At 61.6% G+C, this 16,765-nt stretch carries 17 protein-coding genes; 10 read left to right on the forward strand and 7 right to left on the reverse strand.

What is annotated here, in order from left to right; all coding sequences use genetic code 11:
- The first annotated feature begins 4 nt into the window (after nucleotides 1-4).
- Complete coding sequence (locus AC4PS6_RS17255) at nucleotides 5-1,024, forward strand: alpha-ketoacid dehydrogenase subunit beta (protein WP_336827505.1); 1,020 nt, start codon at nucleotides 5-7, stop codon at nucleotides 1,022-1,024.
- A complete protein-coding gene (locus AC4PS6_RS17260) occupies nucleotides 1,021-2,124 on the forward strand; it encodes an acetoin dehydrogenase dihydrolipoyllysine-residue acetyltransferase subunit (RefSeq protein WP_019817349.1) in 1,104 nt (367 codons plus the stop codon). Before AC4PS6_RS17255 ends, AC4PS6_RS17260 begins: the two co-directional genes overlap by 4 nt.
- Before the next feature lie 59 nt (nucleotides 2,125-2,183).
- Here AC4PS6_RS17260 and AC4PS6_RS17265 read toward each other — a convergent pair whose 3' ends face one another.
- Nucleotides 2,184-3,080 (reverse strand): helix-turn-helix domain-containing protein, encoded by an 897-nt coding sequence (locus AC4PS6_RS17265; RefSeq protein WP_020301853.1) that lies wholly within the window; start codon nucleotides 3,078-3,080, stop codon nucleotides 2,184-2,186.
- Between the two features lie 137 nt (nucleotides 3,081-3,217).
- Between AC4PS6_RS17265 and AC4PS6_RS17270 the strand changes: the two genes are divergently transcribed.
- Genes AC4PS6_RS17270 through AC4PS6_RS17280 form a run of 3 tightly spaced genes read left to right on the forward strand, consistent with a single transcriptional unit; the run spans nucleotide 3,218 to nucleotide 6,979 of the window.
- Nucleotides 3,218-4,576 (forward strand): glutamine synthetase family protein, encoded by a 1,359-nt coding sequence (locus tag AC4PS6_RS17270; RefSeq protein WP_014718136.1) that lies wholly within the window; start codon nucleotides 3,218-3,220, stop codon nucleotides 4,574-4,576.
- A gap of 25 nt (nucleotides 4,577-4,601) precedes the next feature.
- The gene (locus tag AC4PS6_RS17275) at nucleotides 4,602-5,690 is read left to right on the forward strand and encodes a polyamine ABC transporter substrate-binding protein (protein WP_336827506.1); all 1,089 of its coding nucleotides are present in this window, start codon (nucleotides 4,602-4,604) and stop codon (nucleotides 5,688-5,690) included.
- Nucleotides 5,687-6,979, forward strand: coding sequence for an NAD(P)/FAD-dependent oxidoreductase (locus tag AC4PS6_RS17280; protein ID WP_336827507.1), 1,293 nt, complete (start codon nucleotides 5,687-5,689; stop codon nucleotides 6,977-6,979). The genes AC4PS6_RS17275 and AC4PS6_RS17280 overlap by 4 nt, the downstream gene beginning before the upstream one ends.
- A 159-nt stretch (nucleotides 6,980-7,138) precedes the next feature.
- On the opposite strand, the gene AC4PS6_RS17285 is transcribed toward AC4PS6_RS17280, so the two are convergent.
- Nucleotides 7,139-8,035, reverse strand: a complete 897-nt coding sequence (locus tag AC4PS6_RS17285) for a LysR substrate-binding domain-containing protein (protein WP_072447707.1) — start codon at nucleotides 8,033-8,035, stop codon at nucleotides 7,139-7,141.
- Nucleotides 8,036-8,147: 112 nt separating this feature from the next.
- Here AC4PS6_RS17285 and AC4PS6_RS17290 point away from each other — a divergent pair, with 112 nt between their 5' ends.
- The 3 genes from AC4PS6_RS17290 to AC4PS6_RS17300 are packed head-to-tail and all read left to right on the forward strand — an operon-like array spanning nucleotide 8,148 to nucleotide 10,403.
- On the forward strand, nucleotides 8,148-9,158 hold the full coding sequence (locus AC4PS6_RS17290; protein WP_323558677.1) for an aldo/keto reductase: 1,011 nt from the start codon (nucleotides 8,148-8,150) through the stop codon (nucleotides 9,156-9,158).
- An 11-nt stretch (nucleotides 9,159-9,169) separates the two neighbouring features.
- A complete protein-coding gene (locus AC4PS6_RS17295; RefSeq protein ID WP_336827508.1) occupies nucleotides 9,170-9,967 on the forward strand; it encodes an SDR family NAD(P)-dependent oxidoreductase in 798 nt (265 codons plus the stop codon).
- A 25-nt stretch (nucleotides 9,968-9,992) separates the two neighbouring features.
- Entirely contained in the window at nucleotides 9,993-10,403 is a 411-nt protein-coding gene (locus tag AC4PS6_RS17300; protein ID WP_032903525.1) for an SRPBCC family protein, read from the forward strand.
- 42 nt (nucleotides 10,404-10,445) lie between these two features.
- Here the strand turns inward: AC4PS6_RS17300 and AC4PS6_RS17305 are convergent, their stop codons facing one another.
- Nucleotides 10,446-10,943: a P-loop nucleotide/nucleoside kinase family protein gene (locus AC4PS6_RS17305; protein WP_020301859.1), complete on the reverse strand. Its 498-nt coding sequence runs from the start codon at nucleotides 10,941-10,943 to the stop codon at nucleotides 10,446-10,448.
- 156 nt (nucleotides 10,944-11,099) lie between these two features.
- On the opposite strand from AC4PS6_RS17305, the gene dapF reads away from it, so the two are divergent.
- Nucleotides 11,100-11,903: a diaminopimelate epimerase gene (dapF, locus tag AC4PS6_RS17310; protein ID WP_130175657.1), complete on the forward strand. Its 804-nt coding sequence runs from the start codon at nucleotides 11,100-11,102 to the stop codon at nucleotides 11,901-11,903.
- On the opposite strand, the gene AC4PS6_RS17315 is transcribed toward dapF, so the two are convergent.
- Nucleotides 11,900-13,036, reverse strand: coding sequence for a PAS domain-containing sensor histidine kinase (locus AC4PS6_RS17315; protein ID WP_014718145.1), 1,137 nt, complete (start codon nucleotides 13,034-13,036; stop codon nucleotides 11,900-11,902). The two genes, dapF and AC4PS6_RS17315, sit on opposite strands and share 4 nt — an antisense overlap.
- Nucleotides 13,026-13,841: an alpha/beta fold hydrolase gene (locus AC4PS6_RS17320; protein ID WP_038449875.1), complete on the reverse strand. Its 816-nt coding sequence runs from the start codon at nucleotides 13,839-13,841 to the stop codon at nucleotides 13,026-13,028. The genes AC4PS6_RS17315 and AC4PS6_RS17320 overlap by 11 nt, the downstream gene beginning before the upstream one ends.
- Nucleotides 13,842-13,973: 132 nt before the next feature.
- Here AC4PS6_RS17320 and AC4PS6_RS17325 point away from each other — a divergent pair, with 132 nt between their 5' ends.
- On the forward strand, nucleotides 13,974-15,167 hold the full coding sequence (locus tag AC4PS6_RS17325) for a TPM domain-containing protein (RefSeq protein ID WP_130175655.1): 1,194 nt from the start codon (nucleotides 13,974-13,976) through the stop codon (nucleotides 15,165-15,167).
- Between the two features lie 121 nt (nucleotides 15,168-15,288).
- Here the strand turns inward: AC4PS6_RS17325 and AC4PS6_RS17330 are convergent, their stop codons facing one another.
- Both AC4PS6_RS17330 and AC4PS6_RS17335 read right to left on the reverse strand, forming a co-directional pair.
- Nucleotides 15,289-15,687, reverse strand: coding sequence for a hypothetical protein (locus AC4PS6_RS17330; protein WP_014718148.1), 399 nt, complete (start codon nucleotides 15,685-15,687; stop codon nucleotides 15,289-15,291).
- Between the two features lie 329 nt (nucleotides 15,688-16,016).
- Nucleotides 16,017-16,508: a GNAT family N-acetyltransferase gene (locus AC4PS6_RS17335; protein ID WP_492180885.1), complete on the reverse strand. Its 492-nt coding sequence runs from the start codon at nucleotides 16,506-16,508 to the stop codon at nucleotides 16,017-16,019.
- Between the last annotated feature and the right edge of the window lie 257 nt (nucleotides 16,509-16,765).

The raw sequence follows: 16,765 nt of genomic DNA on the forward strand, positions 1-16,765 counted from the left end.
TCTAATGGCTCGTAAAATCAGCTATCAGCAGGCGATCAATGAGGCCTTGGCTCAAGAGATGGGCCGTGACCAGAGCGTATTCATCATCGGTCAGGATGTGGCCGGTGGCACCGGTTCCCCCGGTGAGCAGGACGCATGGGGCGGCGTGCTCGGCGTGACCAAGGGCTTGCACCCGCAATTTCCCGGGCGCGTGCTGGACGCACCGTTGTCTGAGGTCGGCTACGTGGGCATGGCGGTGGGCGCCGCTACCCGTGGCATGCGCCCAGTGTGCGAATTGATGTTCGTCGACTTCATCGGCTGCTGCCTGGACCAGTTGCTCAACCAGGCTGCCAAGTTCCGCTATATGTTCGGTGGCAAAACCACTACACCGCTGGTGATCCGTGCCATGTACGGCGCCGGTTTGCGGGCGGCTGCCCAGCATTCGCAAATGCTCACCTCCATGTGGACGCATATCCCCGGCCTCAAGGTGGTATGCCCGGCCACGCCCTACGACGCCAAGGGCATGTTGATCCAGGCAATCCGCGACAATGACCCGGTGATTTTCCTTGAGCACAAAATGCTCTACGGCATGCAGGGCGACGTACCGCAAGAGCTGTACACGGTCCCGTTTGGCGAAGCCAACTTTGTGCGTGAGGGCAAGGATGTGACGCTGGTGACCTACGGCCGCATGCTGCATGTCGCCCTGGAGGCTGCGGCCAACCTGGCGCGTCAAGGCATTGATTGTGAAGTGCTGGACCTGCGCACCACCAGCCCGCTGGATGAAGACAGCATCCTTGAAAGCGTCGAGAAAACCGGGCGCCTGGTGGTGATCGACGAATCCAACCCACGCTGCTCGGTCGCCACCGACATCAGTGCCCTGGTGGCCCAGCGGGGGTTCGCTTTCCTGCGCGCTCCCATCGAGATGGTCACCGCGCCGCACACCCCGGTGCCGTTTTCCGATGCACTGGAAGACCTGTACATCCCCAACGCCGCGAAGATCGAGGCCGCCGTGATGAAGATTGCCGACAAGAGGACCGCCGCATGATTCATACCCTGACCATGCCCAAATGGGGCCTGTCGATGACCGAGGGCCGCATCGATGTCTGGCTCAAACAACCCGGCGACCGAGTGGAAAAGGGCGAGGAAGTGCTGGACGTGGAGACCGACAAGATCTCCAGCAGTGTCGAGGCGCCTTTTAGCGGCGTGCTGCGTCGGGTACTGGCGCTCAGTGATGAAACCCTGCCGGTGGGCGCTCTACTGGGAATTGTGGTGGAGGGCGAGGCGACAGAGGCTCAGATCGATAGCGTGATCGAAAGCTTCAACGCCGGGTTCGTCTCCAGTGCCGCCGAAGCCAAAGAGGCCGGCCCCAGCGCACAAAAAGTCGAGGTAGGCGGGCGCTTGCTGCGTTATCTGGACATGGGCGAGGGCGGCACGCCGCTGGTGTTGGTGCACGGCTTCGGGGGCGATCTGAACAACTGGCTGTTCAATCAACCGGCCCTGGCCGCCGAACGCCGGGTGATTGCCCTGGACCTGCCGGGGCACGGGGAGTCGGGCAAGTCTCTGCAAACGGGAGACGCTGCCGAACTCAGTCATGCCGTACTGGCATTGCTCGACCACCTGGCGCTCGACCGTGTGCATTTGACCGGCCACTCCATGGGTGGGCTGGTGACCCTCACCGTCGCCAGCCTGGCGCCTGCACGTATCGCCTCCATCACCTTGATCGCCAGCGCCGGTCTGGGTGCCGATATCAACGGCGATTACCTGCGAGGTTTTGTCGAAGCCAACAACCGTAACGCGCTCAAGCCGCCATTGACTCAACTGTTCAGTAACCCTGCGTTGGTGACGCGGCAGATGCTGGAGGACATGCTCAAATTCAAGCGCCTGGAAGGGGTGGATCAAGCGTTGCGCCAGCTCGATCACAAGCTGTTCGATGGCGGGCGGCAGATGCTGGATCTTCGCAGCGAGGTGGGCCGCCAGCCGAGCCTGGTGATCTGGGGCAGTGACGATGCGATCATCCCGGCAAGTCACGCCCAAGGGCTGCAGGCTCAGGTGCATGTATTGCCGGGGCAGGGGCATATGGTGCAGCTGGAGGCGGCGGAGCAGGTCAATCAACTGATCTCCACTTTTTTGAACGCGCAGCCCTGATTGAGGTTCAAGGGAGGGACGGTTTGGTCTGTCCCTCCCACAAGGTCAAGCGTGTTTTTTCAGCTGGAGCGTTTCAGGGTTTCGCTGGGCAGCTCCTGAAAAAGCGCCCGGTAGCTGTTTGAAAACCGCCCCAAATGCCAGAACGACCAATTCATCGCGACCTCGGCCACCGTGGTGTCGGTCGTGCTCAGCAACTCCCGCCGCGCCCCGTTCAAGCGGCGCAACCGCAACCACTGCGCCGGGCTTATCCCCGTGTAGGTCTTGAACCCTTGCTGCAATTGGCGCAACGGCACACCCGCAATCTGCGCCAGTTCCAACAGGTTGGCGGTTTCATCCGGTGCATCCGCCGCCCATTCGCCGATGCGCGCCATCAATTGGCGTTCTTCATTGCGCTTTTGCAATGAACTGCCGTCCAGGCACACGCAGGCGTTATCGAGGATAAACAGGCAGTCGTCGAGCAGTTGCTGGGTGAGGGCATCGCGGCTGATGGGGTCGGTCAGTGCCGACAGGCGCGTAAGGGTGCCGCTCAGCCAGCGAGTGAACAGCGCATTTTGCCGACAGGTCAGCGGTGCCATGAACAAGCCTTCGAGTTTGGCTATATCCAGGCCCTGGCGCTGGACGAACTGCGGGCCGAACACCACTGCCACTTCGCGGTAGTTTACCGGGGTGATCCAGGTGTTGCGGCTTTCGCCATTGAGCAGGTACAGCGCGTTGTCACTGGCGTCGAAACAGAACGCCAGGGCGCCGGCAGGTGCGTTGAAATGCTGCTCCACCCGGGTGTTCATGCACTCTTCGTAGACCTGCACCCCGTGCAGGTCGAGGTAGCGCACCTGCCCGGCAAAATGCCCGGGGGACATCTGCTGGTACTGCTGCACCCAGCCGGGTGTCGCACTGCATTGGGCGGCCACATCGCCGGTGGCGAAGGCCTGTACGCGCAAAGCGGTTGCCTGTGTCATGGTGATCCGTGCGCACTCTATTGGTGCGTTGTGCCGCGTGCAAAGTGGATAGATGCCGTTTCAAGGCTGGCCCAAGATAGACCTCAATGCGCTGGGAGTGCAACCCAGCGTCGCATCCCACCCAAGACGAGGTCCTTATGAACGCCCCCTTCGATCAGCTGTCCACCTGGCTGAAAGAACACAAGATTACCGAAGTCGAATGCGTGATCAGTGACTTGACTGGCATCGCACGCGGCAAGATTGCACCCACCAACAAGTTCCTGCATGAGCGAGGCATGCGCCTGCCGGAAAGTGTGTTGCTGCAAACGGTAACCGGGGACTTTGTCGACGACGATATCTATTACGACCTGCTGGACCCGGCCGATATCGACATGATTTGCCGCCCGGTCGCCAATGCCACTTACGTAGTGCCGTGGGCCATCGAGCCCACCGCCATCGTAATCCACGACACCTTCGACAAGCAGGGCAACCCGATCGAACTGTCGCCGCGTAATGTGTTGAAGAAAGTCCTGCAGCTCTATACCGATCAAGGCTGGCAGCCGATTGTCGCGCCGGAAATGGAGTTCTACCTGACCCAGCGCTGCGAAGATCCGGACCTGCCCTTGAAAACCCCGATTGGCCGTTCTGGCCGTGCCGAAACCGGGCGCCAGTCGTTTTCCATCGATGCCGCCAACGAATTCGACCCGCTGTTCGAAGATGTCTATGACTGGTGCGAAGCCCAGGGCCTGGACCTCGACACCCTGATCCACGAAGACGGCCCCGCGCAGATGGAAATCAACTTCCGCCATGGCGACGCCCTGGACCTGGCCGACCAGATCACGGTGTTCAAGCGCACCTTGCGCGAGGCCGCCCTCAAGCACAACGTCGCCGCCACCTTCATGGCCAAGCCGGTGGCCGACGAGCCCGGCAGCGCCATGCACCTGCACCAGAGCGTGGTCGAAATCGCTACCGGCAAACCGGTGTTCGTCGATGCCGACGGCAACATGAGCCCGTTATTCCTGCATCACATCGGCGGCCTGCAGAAGTACATCCCCAAGCTGCTGCCGATGTTTGCCCCCAACGTGAACTCGTTTCGGCGTTTTTTGCCGGACACCTCGGCGCCGGTCAACGTCGAATGGGGCGAAGAAAATCGCACCGTCGGCCTGCGCGTACCCACGTCCAGCCCGGAGGCGATGCGCGTGGAAAACCGCCTGCCAGGGGCCGATGCAAACCCGTACCTGGCCATTGCCGCGAGCCTGTTGTGCGGTTATCTGGGCATGATCGAGCACATCGAACCCAGTGCCCCGGTGGAAGGCCGCGCCTATGAACGCCGCAACCTGCGCCTGCCGTTCACCCTCGAAGATGCGCTGGCGCGCATGGAGGATTGCGACACGGTCAAGCAGTACCTGGGCGAAAAATTCGTGCGCGGCTACGTCGCGGTCAAGCGCGCCGAGCATGAGAATTTCAAGCGGGTGATCAGTTCCTGGGAGCGCGAGTTCCTGCTGTTGAGCGTCTGAAAACAAGCATAAGAGGGGTGACGATATGCGTCTTGTGAACAAGCTTCTTCCACTGGCCTTGGTCGCGGCGTTCAGCGGTGCCGGTCAGGCGGCGCCGACGGTGAGTGTCTACAACTGGACCGATTACATTGGCGAGACCACCTTGGCGGATTTCCAGGCCAAGACCGGCATCAAGGTGATCTACGATGTGTTCGACTCCAACGAAACCCTGGAGGGCAAATTGCTGGCCGGGCGCACCGGGTATGACGTGGTGGTGCCGTCCAACCACTTCCTGGCGCGCCAGGTGAAGGCCGGCGCGTTCCTCAAGCTTGACCGCGCGCAGTTGCCCAACTTCAAGAACCTGGACCCCAAGCTGCTCAAGTTACTGGAACAGAACGACCCCGGTAATGCGCACTCGGTGCCGTACCTGTGGGGCACCAATGGCATTGGCTACAACGTCGACAAGATCAAGCAAGTGCTGGGCATCGACCGCATCGACTCGTGGGCGGTGTTGTTCGAGCCGGAAAACATCAAGAAGCTGCATGAGTGCGGCGTGGCCTTCCTCGATTCAGCGGATGAGCTGTTCCCGGCGATCCTCAACTACATGGGCAAGGACCCACGCAGCGAGAATGCCGACGACTACAAGCAGGCCGAAGCCAAGTTGCTCACGCTGCGGCCGTACATCACCTATTTCCACTCTTCCAAGTACATCTCCGACCTGGCCAACGGCAATATCTGCGTGGCCTTCGGTTATTCCGGCGATGTGTTCCAGGCCGCCAACCGCGCCAAGGAAGCCAAGAACGGGGTGAACATTGCGTACTCGATCCCCAAGGAAGGCTCTAACCTGTGGTTCGACCTGTTGGCGATTCCGGCCGATGCGAGCAACCCTGAAGAAGCCCATGCGTTCATCAACGACCTGCTTGAGCCTGAGGTGATTGCCAAGGTCAGCACCTCGGTGGGCTATGCCAACGCCAACCCGGCCGCCAAGCCGTTCATGCCTGCGGAGCTGGTGAACAATCCTGAGGTGTACCCGCCCCAGGACGTACTCGACAAACTCTATATCTCCACCACGCCTACGCCGGCGACCATGCGCGTGATGACCCGCGCCTGGAGCAAAGTGAAGTCCAACCGATGATGCAGTCCAATGAACATGCCCCGTCCTATTACCGCGCTTCGGCGAATGCCATGGTGCAGCGGCCCGCACTTGAGGCAGACCTGAGCGCCGATGTGTGTGTGATCGGCGGCGGTTTCACCGGGGTCAACACCGCCATTGAACTGGCCCAGCGCGGGCTTTCGGTGGTGCTGCTGGAAGCGCGCTGCATCGGTTGGGGCGCCAGCGGGCGCAACGGTGGGCAATTGATCCGTGGCATTGGCCATGATGTCTCCGGGTTTGCCAAATACGTGGGCGAGGAGGGCGTGCTCTATATGGAACGGGCCGGTATCGACTCGGTCGCCCTGGTGGGCCAGCGCATTGCCGAGCACGGCATCGACTGTGACCTGCGCTGGGGCTTTTGCGAACTGGCTAACACCCCGGCGCAGTTTGCCGCGTTCAAGGGCGAACAGGCGCACCTGGAGGCCATGGGGTATGCCCATGAAACGCGGCTGGTCGGCCCACAAGACATGGCACAGGTGGTGGGCTCTACGGTGTATGCCGGCGGCCTGGTCGACATGGGTTCCGGGCATCTGCACCCGCTTAACCTAGTTTTGGGTGAAGCGCGTGCGGCCGAGGCCCTTGGGGTGCGCATCTTTGAGCACAGCCCGGTGCTGGAGCTGATCCATGGCGAGACGGTGCAAGTGCGCTGCGCAGGCGGCAGCGTGCGCGCAGCCAACCTGGTGCTGGCATGCAATGCCCATCTTGAGGAACTGGAGCCGCGCTTGAGCGGCAAGGTGCTGCCGGCGGGCAGCTACATCATCGCCACCGAGCCACTGCCTGAACCAGTAGCCCAGCAGTTGATCCCGCGGAACCTGGCGCTGTGCGACCAGAAAGTCGGCCTGGATTACTACCGGCTGACTGCCGACCGGCGCCTGTTGTTCGGCGGTGCCTGCCACTACTCGGGGCGCGACCCCCAGGACATCGCCGCGTACATGCGCCCGAAAATGCTCAAGGTGTTCCCACAGTTGGCCAACACGGCTATCGAGTTCCAGTGGGGCGGCAAGATTGGCATCACCGCCAACCGCTTTCCCCAGGTCGGGCGGCTCAAGCAGTACCCCAATGTGTTCTATGCCCAAGGCTATTCCGGTCACGGCTTGAACGTGACGCATTGGTGCGCACGGCTGCTGGCCGAAGGGATACATGCGGGTGCAAGCCAGGGCCTGGATATCTTCAGCCAGGTGCCGCACATGACCTTTCCCGGTGGCAAGGCGCTGCGCTCGCCACTGCTGGCGTTGGGGATGTTGTGGTATCGGTTGCGCGAAGCACTCTGATTCCTGACCCAATGTGGGAGGGGGCTTGCCCGCGAAGGCGGTGTGTCAGTCACTGAATCTTCAACTGAACCACCGCTATCGCAGGCAAGCCAGCTCCCACACTGGTTCTGAGTTGCTCACAAAATCATCACCCGGCATAGACACCCTGTGAGACGTCAGTCAGATAGCCTCAGGTTCGGTCAGCACTTTGCGAAAGGTTTCCACCAACGGCCTCAAGTTGACGCGGTGCCATGCCGCCCACAGCGGTGTGGTGTAGGCCAGCCACGGCAGCTCGCGCAACACTACGCCTGGCGGTGCGTTGCGGCTCAGGCCTTTTTGCACCATCGCCACCCCCAGCCCGGACGCCACCAGGCCCAGTGCGGTAAAGGGCTCGCTGGCCTCCATGGGGATTTGCGGGGTGAAACCGGCACGGATACAGGCGGCGACGAAATCATCGGCCGGGTTGGCGCCAGGTTTGCGCTGCACGCCGATCCATTGTTGGTCGGCCAGGTGCTCGGGTAACAGTTCATGTTGTTGAACCAGCGGATGCTGTTCGGGCAGGGCCAGCAGCATCGGGTCATCGAGGACTTGCCAGGCGGTCAGGTCCGGGTCGTCGGCGGCAGGTGGTTCGCCCACCAGGGCGATGTCCAGGCTGCGTTGGCGCAAACCTTCGAGTTGTTCCAGGGAGGGCAGGTTATACAGCTTGATGTGCACGGCGGGCCTATCGTCGCGCAGTATGCGCAAGGCATTGGGCAGGACACCGGCGTGCATGGCGTTCTCGATATAACCGATGCACAAACCGCCTTCTTCACCACGGCCCAGGCGCTTGCCCAGGGACTCCAGGCGGTTGGCGTGGGTCAGCAGGGCCTTGGTTTCGGCCAGGAAGGTCTGGCCGTCGCGGGTCAGGCGGATGCGCTGCTGGCTGCGCTCGAACAGGGTCAGGCCCAGGCGTTCCTCGAGCTGGGCGATCTGCCGGCTCAGGGGCGATTGGGAAATGTGCAAGCGCTCGGCGGCGCGGCCGACGTGTTCTTCTTCGGCTACCACTTCGAAGTAGCGCAACTGGCGTAGATCAATCATGTAAGACCTTCAAGGACTCAAGTTGGTCGCAGTATGTCTTGGACGGTCTGATCTGCGCAATCTAGCATCTGCTCAACGGTCACAGCGACCTCGCACCGATTGAGGAACCACCATGAGCTTGAAAGACACACTGCCCGGCGTACTGGGCTTTGGCACCGCCCCCTTGGGCAATATGTTCCGCGCCATCCCCGAAGCAGAAGCCCAGGCCACCGTCCAGGCCGCCTGGAACCAGGGCGTGCGTTACTTCGATACCGCGCCGTTCTACGGCTCGGGCCTGTCGGAAATTCGCCTGGGCCAGGCGCTGTCCAACTATCACCGCGACGACTACGTGCTCAGCACCAAGATCGGCCGGGTGATTCTCGATGAAGTCGAAGAAACCGCCCGTGACCTTGGCGAAAAAAGCGGCGTATTCGAACACGGCCGGCCCAATAAAATAATCAATGACTACAGCGCCGACGCCACCCTGCGCTCCATTGAAGACAGCCTGACACGCCTGCAAACCGATCGCCTGGACATCGTGTGGGTTCACGACATCGCCCAGGATTTTTACGGCGACCAATGGCTGGAATACTTCAACCAGGCCCGCACTGGTGCCTTCAAAGTACTCACCCGTTTGCGCGAGCAAGGAGTGATCAAGGCCTGGGGGCTGGGCGTCAATCGTGTCGAGCCTTGCGAGTTGACCCTGGACCTGGCCGAAGCCCAGCCTGATGGTTTTCTGCTGGCGGGTCGCTATACGCTGCTGGACCACGACCGCGCCTTGCAGCGCCTGATGGACGCGGCCCACGCCCAGCAGGTCGAGATCGTTGTCGGTGGCCCGTACAGCTCCGGCATCCTCGCTGGCGGTGCGCACTTTGAATACCAGCAAGCCGGCCCGGCGATCATTGCCAAGGTCGAGCAGATCAAGGCAATTGCCCAGGCGTTTGGCGTCAGTATCAAGGCCGCTGCGCTACAGTTTTCACTGGCCCATCCGGCAGTGGCAGCGGTGATTCCTGGTGCCAGTCGTCCGGGGCGGATTGCCGAAGACGTCGCGGCGTTGTCTGAACAGATTCCAGCAGCCTTCTGGCAGGCGTTGCGCGAGGCCCGCTTGATCTCGGACCGTGCACCTTTGCCTCTCTCACGTTAAGGAGCTTGAGCATGAAAATTGATGTAAGTGGCAAAGTGGCTATTGTCAGCGGCAGCACCGCCGGGATTGGCCTGGGTATCAGCCAGGCCCTGGCGCAATCCGGTGCCACGGTGGTGGTGATCGGGCGGGATGCAGGCAAGGTGGACGACGCCTTGGCCAGCATTCGCCAAGCGGTTCCGGCTGCTCAACTGCGTGGTGTGGTGGCCGACCTCGGCACCGTTGAAGGCGCACAGAAACTTTTCGCCGCCGAACCCCGCCCCGACATTCTGGTCAACAACCTGGGCATCTTCGACGCGGTGGATTTCTTCGACGCGCCGGACAGTGAGTGGGCGCGCTTCTATGAGGTCAATGTGATCTCCGGCGTGCGCCTGGCGCGGCATTATGTGCCGGGTATGGTCGAGCAGGGCTGGGGCCGGGTGATCTTCGTGTCGTCGGAGTCTGGCGTGGCGACGCCGGCCGACATGATCAACTACGGGGTGACCAAAAGCGCCAACCTGGCGGTGTCCCACGGCCTGGCCAAGCGCCTGGCGGGTACTGGGGTGACGGTGAATGCTATCTTGCCGGGGCCGACCTTTACCGATGGCCTGGAACACATGCTCAAGGACGCCACGGCCGAATCCGGGCGCAGTGCCCGAGAGGAAGCGGATGTATTTGTGCGCCATGCGCGGCCCACCTCGATCATCCAGCGCGCGGCCAATGTGGATGAAGTGGCGAACCTGGTGGCGTACATTGCTTCACCGCTGTCTTCGGCGACGACCGGTGCCGCGCTGCGGGTCGACGGTGGCGTTGTCGACAGCATGGCAATCTGATTTTTTCCTGACTGGAGTATTGATCGTGGCAACAGCGTCTTCTGTGATTGAAATTGCGGTGTCGGCCGACCAGGTCTGGCAACTGATTGGCGGCTTCAACAGCCTGCCTGACTGGCTGCCTTTGATTGCCAAGAGCGAGCCGAGCGAGGGTGGCCGTGTGCGTCACCTGACCACCGCTGACGGCGGCGCGATTGTCGAGCGTTTGCAGACCTTCGACAACGTGGCGCGCACCTACAGCTACACCATTGAAGCCTCGCCGTTTCCGGTGAGTGCTTACTTGGCGACCTTGCAGGTTGAAGCGCTGACGGACACCTCGGCGAAAGTGACCTGGTCCGGCGTGTTCACGCCGGCAGCGGGTACCACCGAGGCGCAAGTCGAGGCATTGTTTGCCGGTGTCTACGAAGGCGGGCTTGAGGCGTTGCGCGGTAACTTCTAAAGAATGTGGTGAGGGAGCAAGCTCCCTCGCCACAGGTGGGTTTTAGCCTATATGGAGCAAGGCTGCCGCGACAGCCTCTGCCGGCGTCATCTGCGCCGTATCCAGCCTGAACGGTGGGGTTTCCCAGCGTTCGTACTTATGAGCCTGCACCGATTCCCAGGTCGGCGGCACCAGCCCGGGAATATCGCCCACACGCCCTTCGACTCGACGCCGATGCGCCTGCTGATCGGTACACACCACCTCGATATTGCTCAGCGCCACACCGGCCGCTGTCGCCACCGCTTGCCAGGCATCGCGGCTTTCCTTCACGGGGTTCACACAATCGGCGATCACCCGCTGCCCCAGGCGCAGGTTACTCAGCGCCAGCGCATTCGCCACCGCGTAGCCGCTGGCCCCCACATCGCCTACCAACACCGCAGCCTCCCGCAGCGCCTGCTCAATCACATCGATACGCAGGTAAACCGCGCCCAACTGTCGCGCCAGCTCCCTGGCAATCGTGGTCTTGCCACTGCCGGGCAAGCCGCTGAATACAATAAGCATGATCCTTCAACCCTTTGTAGGCGCGCTGCTCGCGAAAAACGCCAACCATAACGCGCACTCCCTGAATAAACGCGGCGCCTGTGAGTTTTTCGCGAGCAACCTCGCTCCTACAGTGGTATTAGAACCGCTTGACTCATTTCACCCACAGGAGCGCCCATGACCCTGCCGTTCGTGAAGATGCACGCCCACGGCGACGACTTCATTATCATTGACCGCCGTGGCGAGGATAACCCTATTACTGCGCAGATTGCCCGCCACTTGGGTAACCGCCGCACCGGCATCGGTTTCAATCAGCTGGCGGTGGTGCTCGACTGTGAGGAGGCTGCTGCGCGCGTTCAGTTCTGGAACCCGGACGGAACACGCTTGCAAACCTGCGGCAGCGCGACGCGTGGCGTGGCGGATCGCCTGATGCATGAGGCTGGCACCCAAAGCATCGTGCTGGGCAGCGACCGTGGCTTGCTGACATGCACACGTGCTGATGGGCAGCGCGTGTCGGTGGATATGGGCCCACCCTCGCTGGACTGGGCGTCGGTACCCTTGGCCAGGGCGATGGACACCTGCGTGTTGCCTATCGACGGCCAGCCGGCGGCGTGCAGCATGGGCAACCCGCATTGCACGTTTTTTGTGGAGGATGTGACGGCGCTCGATATTGAAGCCATGGGCTCGACCCTGGAAGTTCACCCGCTGTTTCCGGCCAGGACCAATGTGCATTTCGTGCAAGTGCTGGACCGCGGCCATATCCGCCTGCGTATCTGGGAGCGTGGCGGAGGTGTGCCGCTGGGGTCCGGTTCATGCTGTTGCGCGGCGGTCGTCAACGGCATCCGGCGAGGGCTGCTCGATGAGCGTGTGGAGGTCCAGTGCGACGGCGGCGCGGTCACGGTGCAATGGGACGGGCGGGGCGGGGTGATATTGACCGGCCGGGTCGAGCCGATCATGCAGGGCGCCGCGTACCTGTACTAGAACTTCACGGTAAACGTGGTGCCGGCGCTCGCACATGAACTCACCGCCACGTCGCCGCCATGTACTCTGGCCAGTTCGCGCACGATATACAGGCCCAGGCCTACGCTGCGCACGTCGCTGCCCTGGTCGGTGCCGCGGGTCATGGGTTCGAACAATCCGGCCAGCAGGGTTTGGGGAATCGCCGGGCCGTGGTTGTGCACCGCGACCGCGCAGGTGTTATCGCCCAGGCGCGAGGTAATGGTGATCGGCTGCAGCAAGTCGCCGTAGGCCACGCTGTTGGCCACCAGGTTACCGATCATCTGTTGCACGCGGTCGGCGTCCAGGCACGCGTCGCCCTGGCCCTCGGCGTGATGCACCAGCGTGGCCTTGGGGAAGGCCACCCGCAGTTCGTCGACGCTGCGATGAATAACGCTGTGCAGGTCCAGCGGTTGCGGCTTGATGGTAATGCCCTGGCCGACCCGGGCCTGGGTGAAGTCCAGCAGGTCGGCGATCATGCGGTGGGCGCGTTCGGACGACTGGCCGATGTGCCCCAACAACTGGCGCTCCTTGGCCGTGCGCTCGCCACGCTGGAGAAAGTCGGAGGCCATGCGGATCGCGGTGAGTGGGTTTTTCAGGTCATGGCTGACAATCGCCACCATCTGCTCGGCAAACAACGCCCGGCGCTGGGCAATGGCATAGGCCTCGCTCAGTTCGGCCTGGGCCTGTTGCAGGGCCAGTTCCGTAGCAGTTTTTTCCTGCAGCAGGGCTTCAGCCTGCTTGTGGGCATTGAGCAGCTCACGCTCGTACTTGTCACGGTCGGTGGTACCGAACAGCGCCAAGTCATACACCACGCCGTCGGGCTGCTGGCGCCGGTTGGCGTTGAGCAAGACCGTGACTTTGTGCCCGTTGCAATGACGGATGTCGAGCTTCACCTCGGTGACGCTGCCATGCATACGCAGCATCGGCGCCAGGTGCGTCTGGTAAAAAATCCGCCCGCCCATGGCCAGCAGGTCCTGGAAACGCCGGCCCAGCAGCTGGGCCGCAGTAAAGCCCAGCCAGTCGCACAAGCGCGGGTTGACGTGCAGGATCGTGCCATCTTCCTGGGTCACCGCCAGGGCACACGCCGCGCTGTCAAACAGCGGGTCAACGGGCATCGGCAGCCGCCCAAGGGGCCAGGAACCGGTCCATCGCCGTTGCACACGCCTGGGGGGCGCTCATATGCGGGCAATGGCCGACATTCTCGACCAGGCAATAAGTGCTGTTAGGTAGTACGGCGTGCAGGTATTCACCCACGGCCACGGGGGCGATCAGGTCGTCGGTCGATTGCAGGATGAGTACCGGGGTGGTCAGGCCGAACACATCCTGGCGGTTATCCGAGAGGAAGGTCACGCGGGCGAACTGCTTGGCGATGTCCGGCTCGGTGCGGCAGAAGCTCTCGGTGAGCGCCTCGCTCAGGTGCGGCTGCGTCGGGGCGCCCATGATCACCGGGGCCATGGCGCTGGACCAGCCCAGGTAGTTGCTGTCGAGGGTGTCGAGCAGGTCGTCGATGTCGTCGCGCTGGAAACCGCCGACATATTCCTCGGTATCGATATAGCGTGGCGATGGGCCAATCATCACGTGCGCGGCAATGCGCTGCGGGATGAAACGGTCGGCGAGGGTGCCGATCATCGCGCTGACCGAGTGGCCCACCAGAATCACCGGGCCTTGGGCATAGGCGTCGATAATCTCGTTCAGGTCATGGGCATAGCCATCCAGGCGGCTGTATTTGGTTTTGTCGAACGCACTCAAGTCCGACAGGCCGGCGCCGACCAGGTCATACAGCACCACGCGAAAGCGCTCGAGAAAGTGCGGTGCCAAGGCATTCCACATGGCCTGGTTGCAACCAAAGCCGTGGGAAAACACCAGCGTCGAGGGACCGTGGCCCATCACATGTATATTGTTGCGGTGACGTAGGTCCATGGGGTTCTCGTGGATGGCTAATTGCTATGCAGCTTAGCGGGCAGTTTAGATAGTCGCAGGCCCTGGGTCACGCGTTTGCGTGCAGATAAGGTAAAGTCGGCGTCTTCAGGGAGAGACTTCAGGTAACCATACATGATCGTGCTTGTGCGGCAATCGGTGTTCAGCCTACTGGCCCTGGTGTTTTCCAGCCTGTTCATCGCCGCTCATGCGGACACCTCGCCGATTGGGGTTGCCCTTGATCAGCGGGTTATTGACCTGACCAATACCCTCGACTCGGGCACCGTGCTGCGCCTCAAGCAACAACTCGCCGACCTTGAACAACGCAAAGGCGCGCAAGTGGCCGTATTGCTGGTGCCGACCACCGGCAGCAGCGGCATCGAAGACTATGCCAACCAACTGTTCCGCGCCTGGAAGCTGGGGCGCAAGGACGTCAACGACGGCATCCTGCTGGTGGTGGCCAAAGCCGACCGCACAGTGCGCATCGAGGTGGGTTATGGCCTGGAAGGCATCGTCACTGACCTGCTGGCCCATCGCATCATTGAAGAACGTCTCACTCCAGCGTTTCGTCAGGGCGATTTTGCCGGTGGCATCCAGCAAGGCGTGAGCGCGCTGGTGGTCCTGGTGGACGGCGGCGACCTGCCTGAAGTGGCCGGGCCGGGGATCAACCCGCAATTTTTCGCGATATTGGCGGCGTTTGTCCTGGGGGCGCTCGCGGGTACACTGATCGCCGCTGGCAAGTTGCACTGGCGCAGAGCTTTGATCATCGCAGTTGCGGCCACGCTGTTGCTGACGGTATTGGCCGGTGGTCGGGACTGGCCGATGTTCCTCGTTGCAATGCCGCTGACCTTGTTGATTGGCGGCGCGCTATTCGGCGCGTTGTGGCAGGTGCGCACGCTGTTTTACGGCGTGATCGGGCTGCTGGCTTACATCCTCGGGTTGGTGGTGGCAAACCATTACGTAGACGTCAGTTTCACCCACTGGTTGCTGTGGCCTCTGGGCGTCTTGGTGGTGCTGGGGTTGTACCTGGTGCTGGTGCTGCTCATGAGGCAGACCTGGCGTACCAGCCGCGCAGGTTTTAGCGTACGACTGCTGGCGGCGGTGGCCGTGTATGGGGTGGCGGGGCAGGTGATGGACGGCGATCGCGACGCCTGGTTGCTGGCATTTCCTATCGCATCGTTTGTTGCGCTGATTATCTTTGGCAAGGTCGGCGAAGGTTCTGGCTCCGGCGGCGGGTCCAGCTCAGGTTCCAGCGGCTCCAGCACCAGCAGCAGTTCGTCGGGCGGTGGCGGTTCCAGCGGTGGCGGGGGGGCTTCCGGCAGTTGGTAGATGACTCGGCGGCTGTCCCATAGCGGAACAACCGCTGAACTGTACCTTTGAGGGTGAAGCCCCTGGGTACTGGTTGTTCGGCAAAGCCCTGAGTGCTAAAGCGGCTTAGACAGTGGAGTTGTCACGCCTTGGTCCAACCGCCGTTGCCGTCAGGTTTTATTTCGAAGTCGATCGGTTGACGCAGGGCATTGGACGCGGAGTCGTTTAAGGCCTTGTCATCCCAAGTTGGGAAGGCGGGCAGGGTGCCGGTGCCGTGATATCCAGCCCTAGTATTGACCTGGGCGTCATCGACGGTCTTTTTGTCTGAAGGCAAGAAATTGCGATCCAGCCGAGTGCGGTTGGCGTGGTCGCGCGTCGCATTGCCAATGTTTTTCCAGCCGCCCTTGCCATTGGACACTTCGGCATCTTCTCCAGCCTGTTTGTCCAGAGAGTTTTTCCTCGGTACATCATTATCGATAGGGTGTTTGGCAGCGGGCTGGTACGCGGGTACGAATGGGGCGGAGCCATTGATTGAAGACATGATTGCACCTCTCTGATTGCTTGGAAATTGACCCTGTCAGAGGGTGGCCCTGACAGGGCGTTTCGCAGGCTACAGCGCCTGGGGCAGGCGCTCAACGAGGTCTGTTTTGGCTTGATGTAACAACGTGAAACCGCATCAGGTGTTGGTTTTCGAGTGAGTCAAAAGGCTATAGGCGCAGTCCGGCCCACGCTCCGAAAAGTCAGGCTGGCTGTCAGATAGCGCAGCGCAGTGCCAGCTTTTCACTCACCGAAACACATTCGGTCGTTGCAGGTCTTTTGGTTGCCTCACGCTTGGAAACACTTTTGCAATCACTCGTGCAACGGCTTGCATTAAAGCGTCTTCACCATCTCATGCCACGCCATACCCCCATGATCCGACGGCGAAGGGCGCACGTAGGTGTAGCCCATTGCTCGGTACAACGGCACATGCTGCGCCTTGCACATCAGGTGGAGGGTGCGCTTGCCCATTGCCTGCATGCGTTGCACGAACTCAGTCATCAGCCGTTTCGCATAGCCCCTGCCTTGATGGGCCGGGTCGACCACCACCGACATGATCACCACATTCGGTGCCTCGGCCACATGGCCCACCAACTCCTTGAAGGCCTCGTCCGACATCACCACTTCATGGGCGCACCCTGAGTTGATGAAGCCCACCACTGCGCCATCTTCCTCCAGGATCAAAAAGCCCTCGGGATACTGCGCGATACGCGTGGTGATCTTTTCAAGCGTGGCGGCTTCGTCGCCCTCGTAGGCGCTGGTTTCGATTTCAAAGCAGCGTGCTGCGTCGGTGGGCAGGGCGTTGCGCAGGGTGAGGGTGGGCATGGGCCGTTCCAGAGATTTTCAGTGAAAGGCCACATCATAGAGAAACGTTGCACCTTTGGCACCGCAAGGCCGGCCCTGACGGGTGAAGCGTGAGGTTCAACTTTGGTGCTGCGCAATCAAACTGTGGGGCTTGCCTGCGAAGGCGGCCTGGCAGGCGACACAGTTGATTGCGTACATATCCATTCCTGCGGTAACGGCCACTTAGGGTTCCGCTTTTACAGCCAGCCCTTTCAAGGTCTTCTGTAAAATCCCCTGAA

This window comes from Pseudomonas sp. DW-iso17, assembly GCF_058725345.1.

Bases quoted from the DNA above. Each gene is read 5' to 3' on its own strand.
- AC4PS6_RS17270 (WP_014718136.1), top strand. From the start codon at position 3,218: ATGAACGCCCCCTTCGATCAGCTGTCCACCTGGCTGAAAGAACACAAG.
- AC4PS6_RS17265 (WP_020301853.1), bottom strand. From the start codon at position 3,080: ATGACACAGGCAACCGCTTTGCGCGTACAGGCCTTCGCCACCGGCGAT.
- AC4PS6_RS17295 (WP_336827508.1), top strand. From the start codon at position 9,170: ATGAAAATTGATGTAAGTGGCAAAGTGGCTATTGTCAGCGGCAGCACC.
- AC4PS6_RS17305 (WP_020301859.1), bottom strand. From the start codon at position 10,943: ATGCTTATTGTATTCAGCGGCTTGCCCGGCAGTGGCAAGACCACGATT.
- AC4PS6_RS17285 (WP_072447707.1), bottom strand. From the start codon at position 8,035: ATGATTGATCTACGCCAGTTGCGCTACTTCGAAGTGGTAGCCGAAGAA.
- AC4PS6_RS17280 (WP_336827507.1), top strand. From the start codon at position 5,687: ATGATGCAGTCCAATGAACATGCCCCGTCCTATTACCGCGCTTCGGCG.
- dapF (WP_130175657.1), top strand. From the start codon at position 11,100: ATGACCCTGCCGTTCGTGAAGATGCACGCCCACGGCGACGACTTCATT.
- AC4PS6_RS17290 (WP_323558677.1), top strand. From the start codon at position 8,148: ATGAGCTTGAAAGACACACTGCCCGGCGTACTGGGCTTTGGCACCGCC.
- AC4PS6_RS17275 (WP_336827506.1), top strand. From the start codon at position 4,602: ATGCGTCTTGTGAACAAGCTTCTTCCACTGGCCTTGGTCGCGGCGTTC.
- AC4PS6_RS17335 (WP_492180885.1), bottom strand. From the start codon at position 16,508: ATGCCCACCCTCACCCTGCGCAACGCCCTGCCCACCGACGCAGCACGC.
- AC4PS6_RS17255 (WP_336827505.1), top strand. From the start codon at position 5: ATGGCTCGTAAAATCAGCTATCAGCAGGCGATCAATGAGGCCTTGGCT.
- AC4PS6_RS17320 (WP_038449875.1), bottom strand. From the start codon at position 13,841: ATGGACCTACGTCACCGCAACAATATACATGTGATGGGCCACGGTCCC.
- AC4PS6_RS17315 (WP_014718145.1), bottom strand. From the start codon at position 13,036: ATGCCCGTTGACCCGCTGTTTGACAGCGCGGCGTGTGCCCTGGCGGTG.
- AC4PS6_RS17325 (WP_130175655.1), top strand. From the start codon at position 13,974: ATGATCGTGCTTGTGCGGCAATCGGTGTTCAGCCTACTGGCCCTGGTG.
- AC4PS6_RS17330 (WP_014718148.1), bottom strand. From the start codon at position 15,687: ATGTCTTCAATCAATGGCTCCGCCCCATTCGTACCCGCGTACCAGCCC.
- AC4PS6_RS17260 (WP_019817349.1), top strand. From the start codon at position 1,021: ATGATTCATACCCTGACCATGCCCAAATGGGGCCTGTCGATGACCGAG.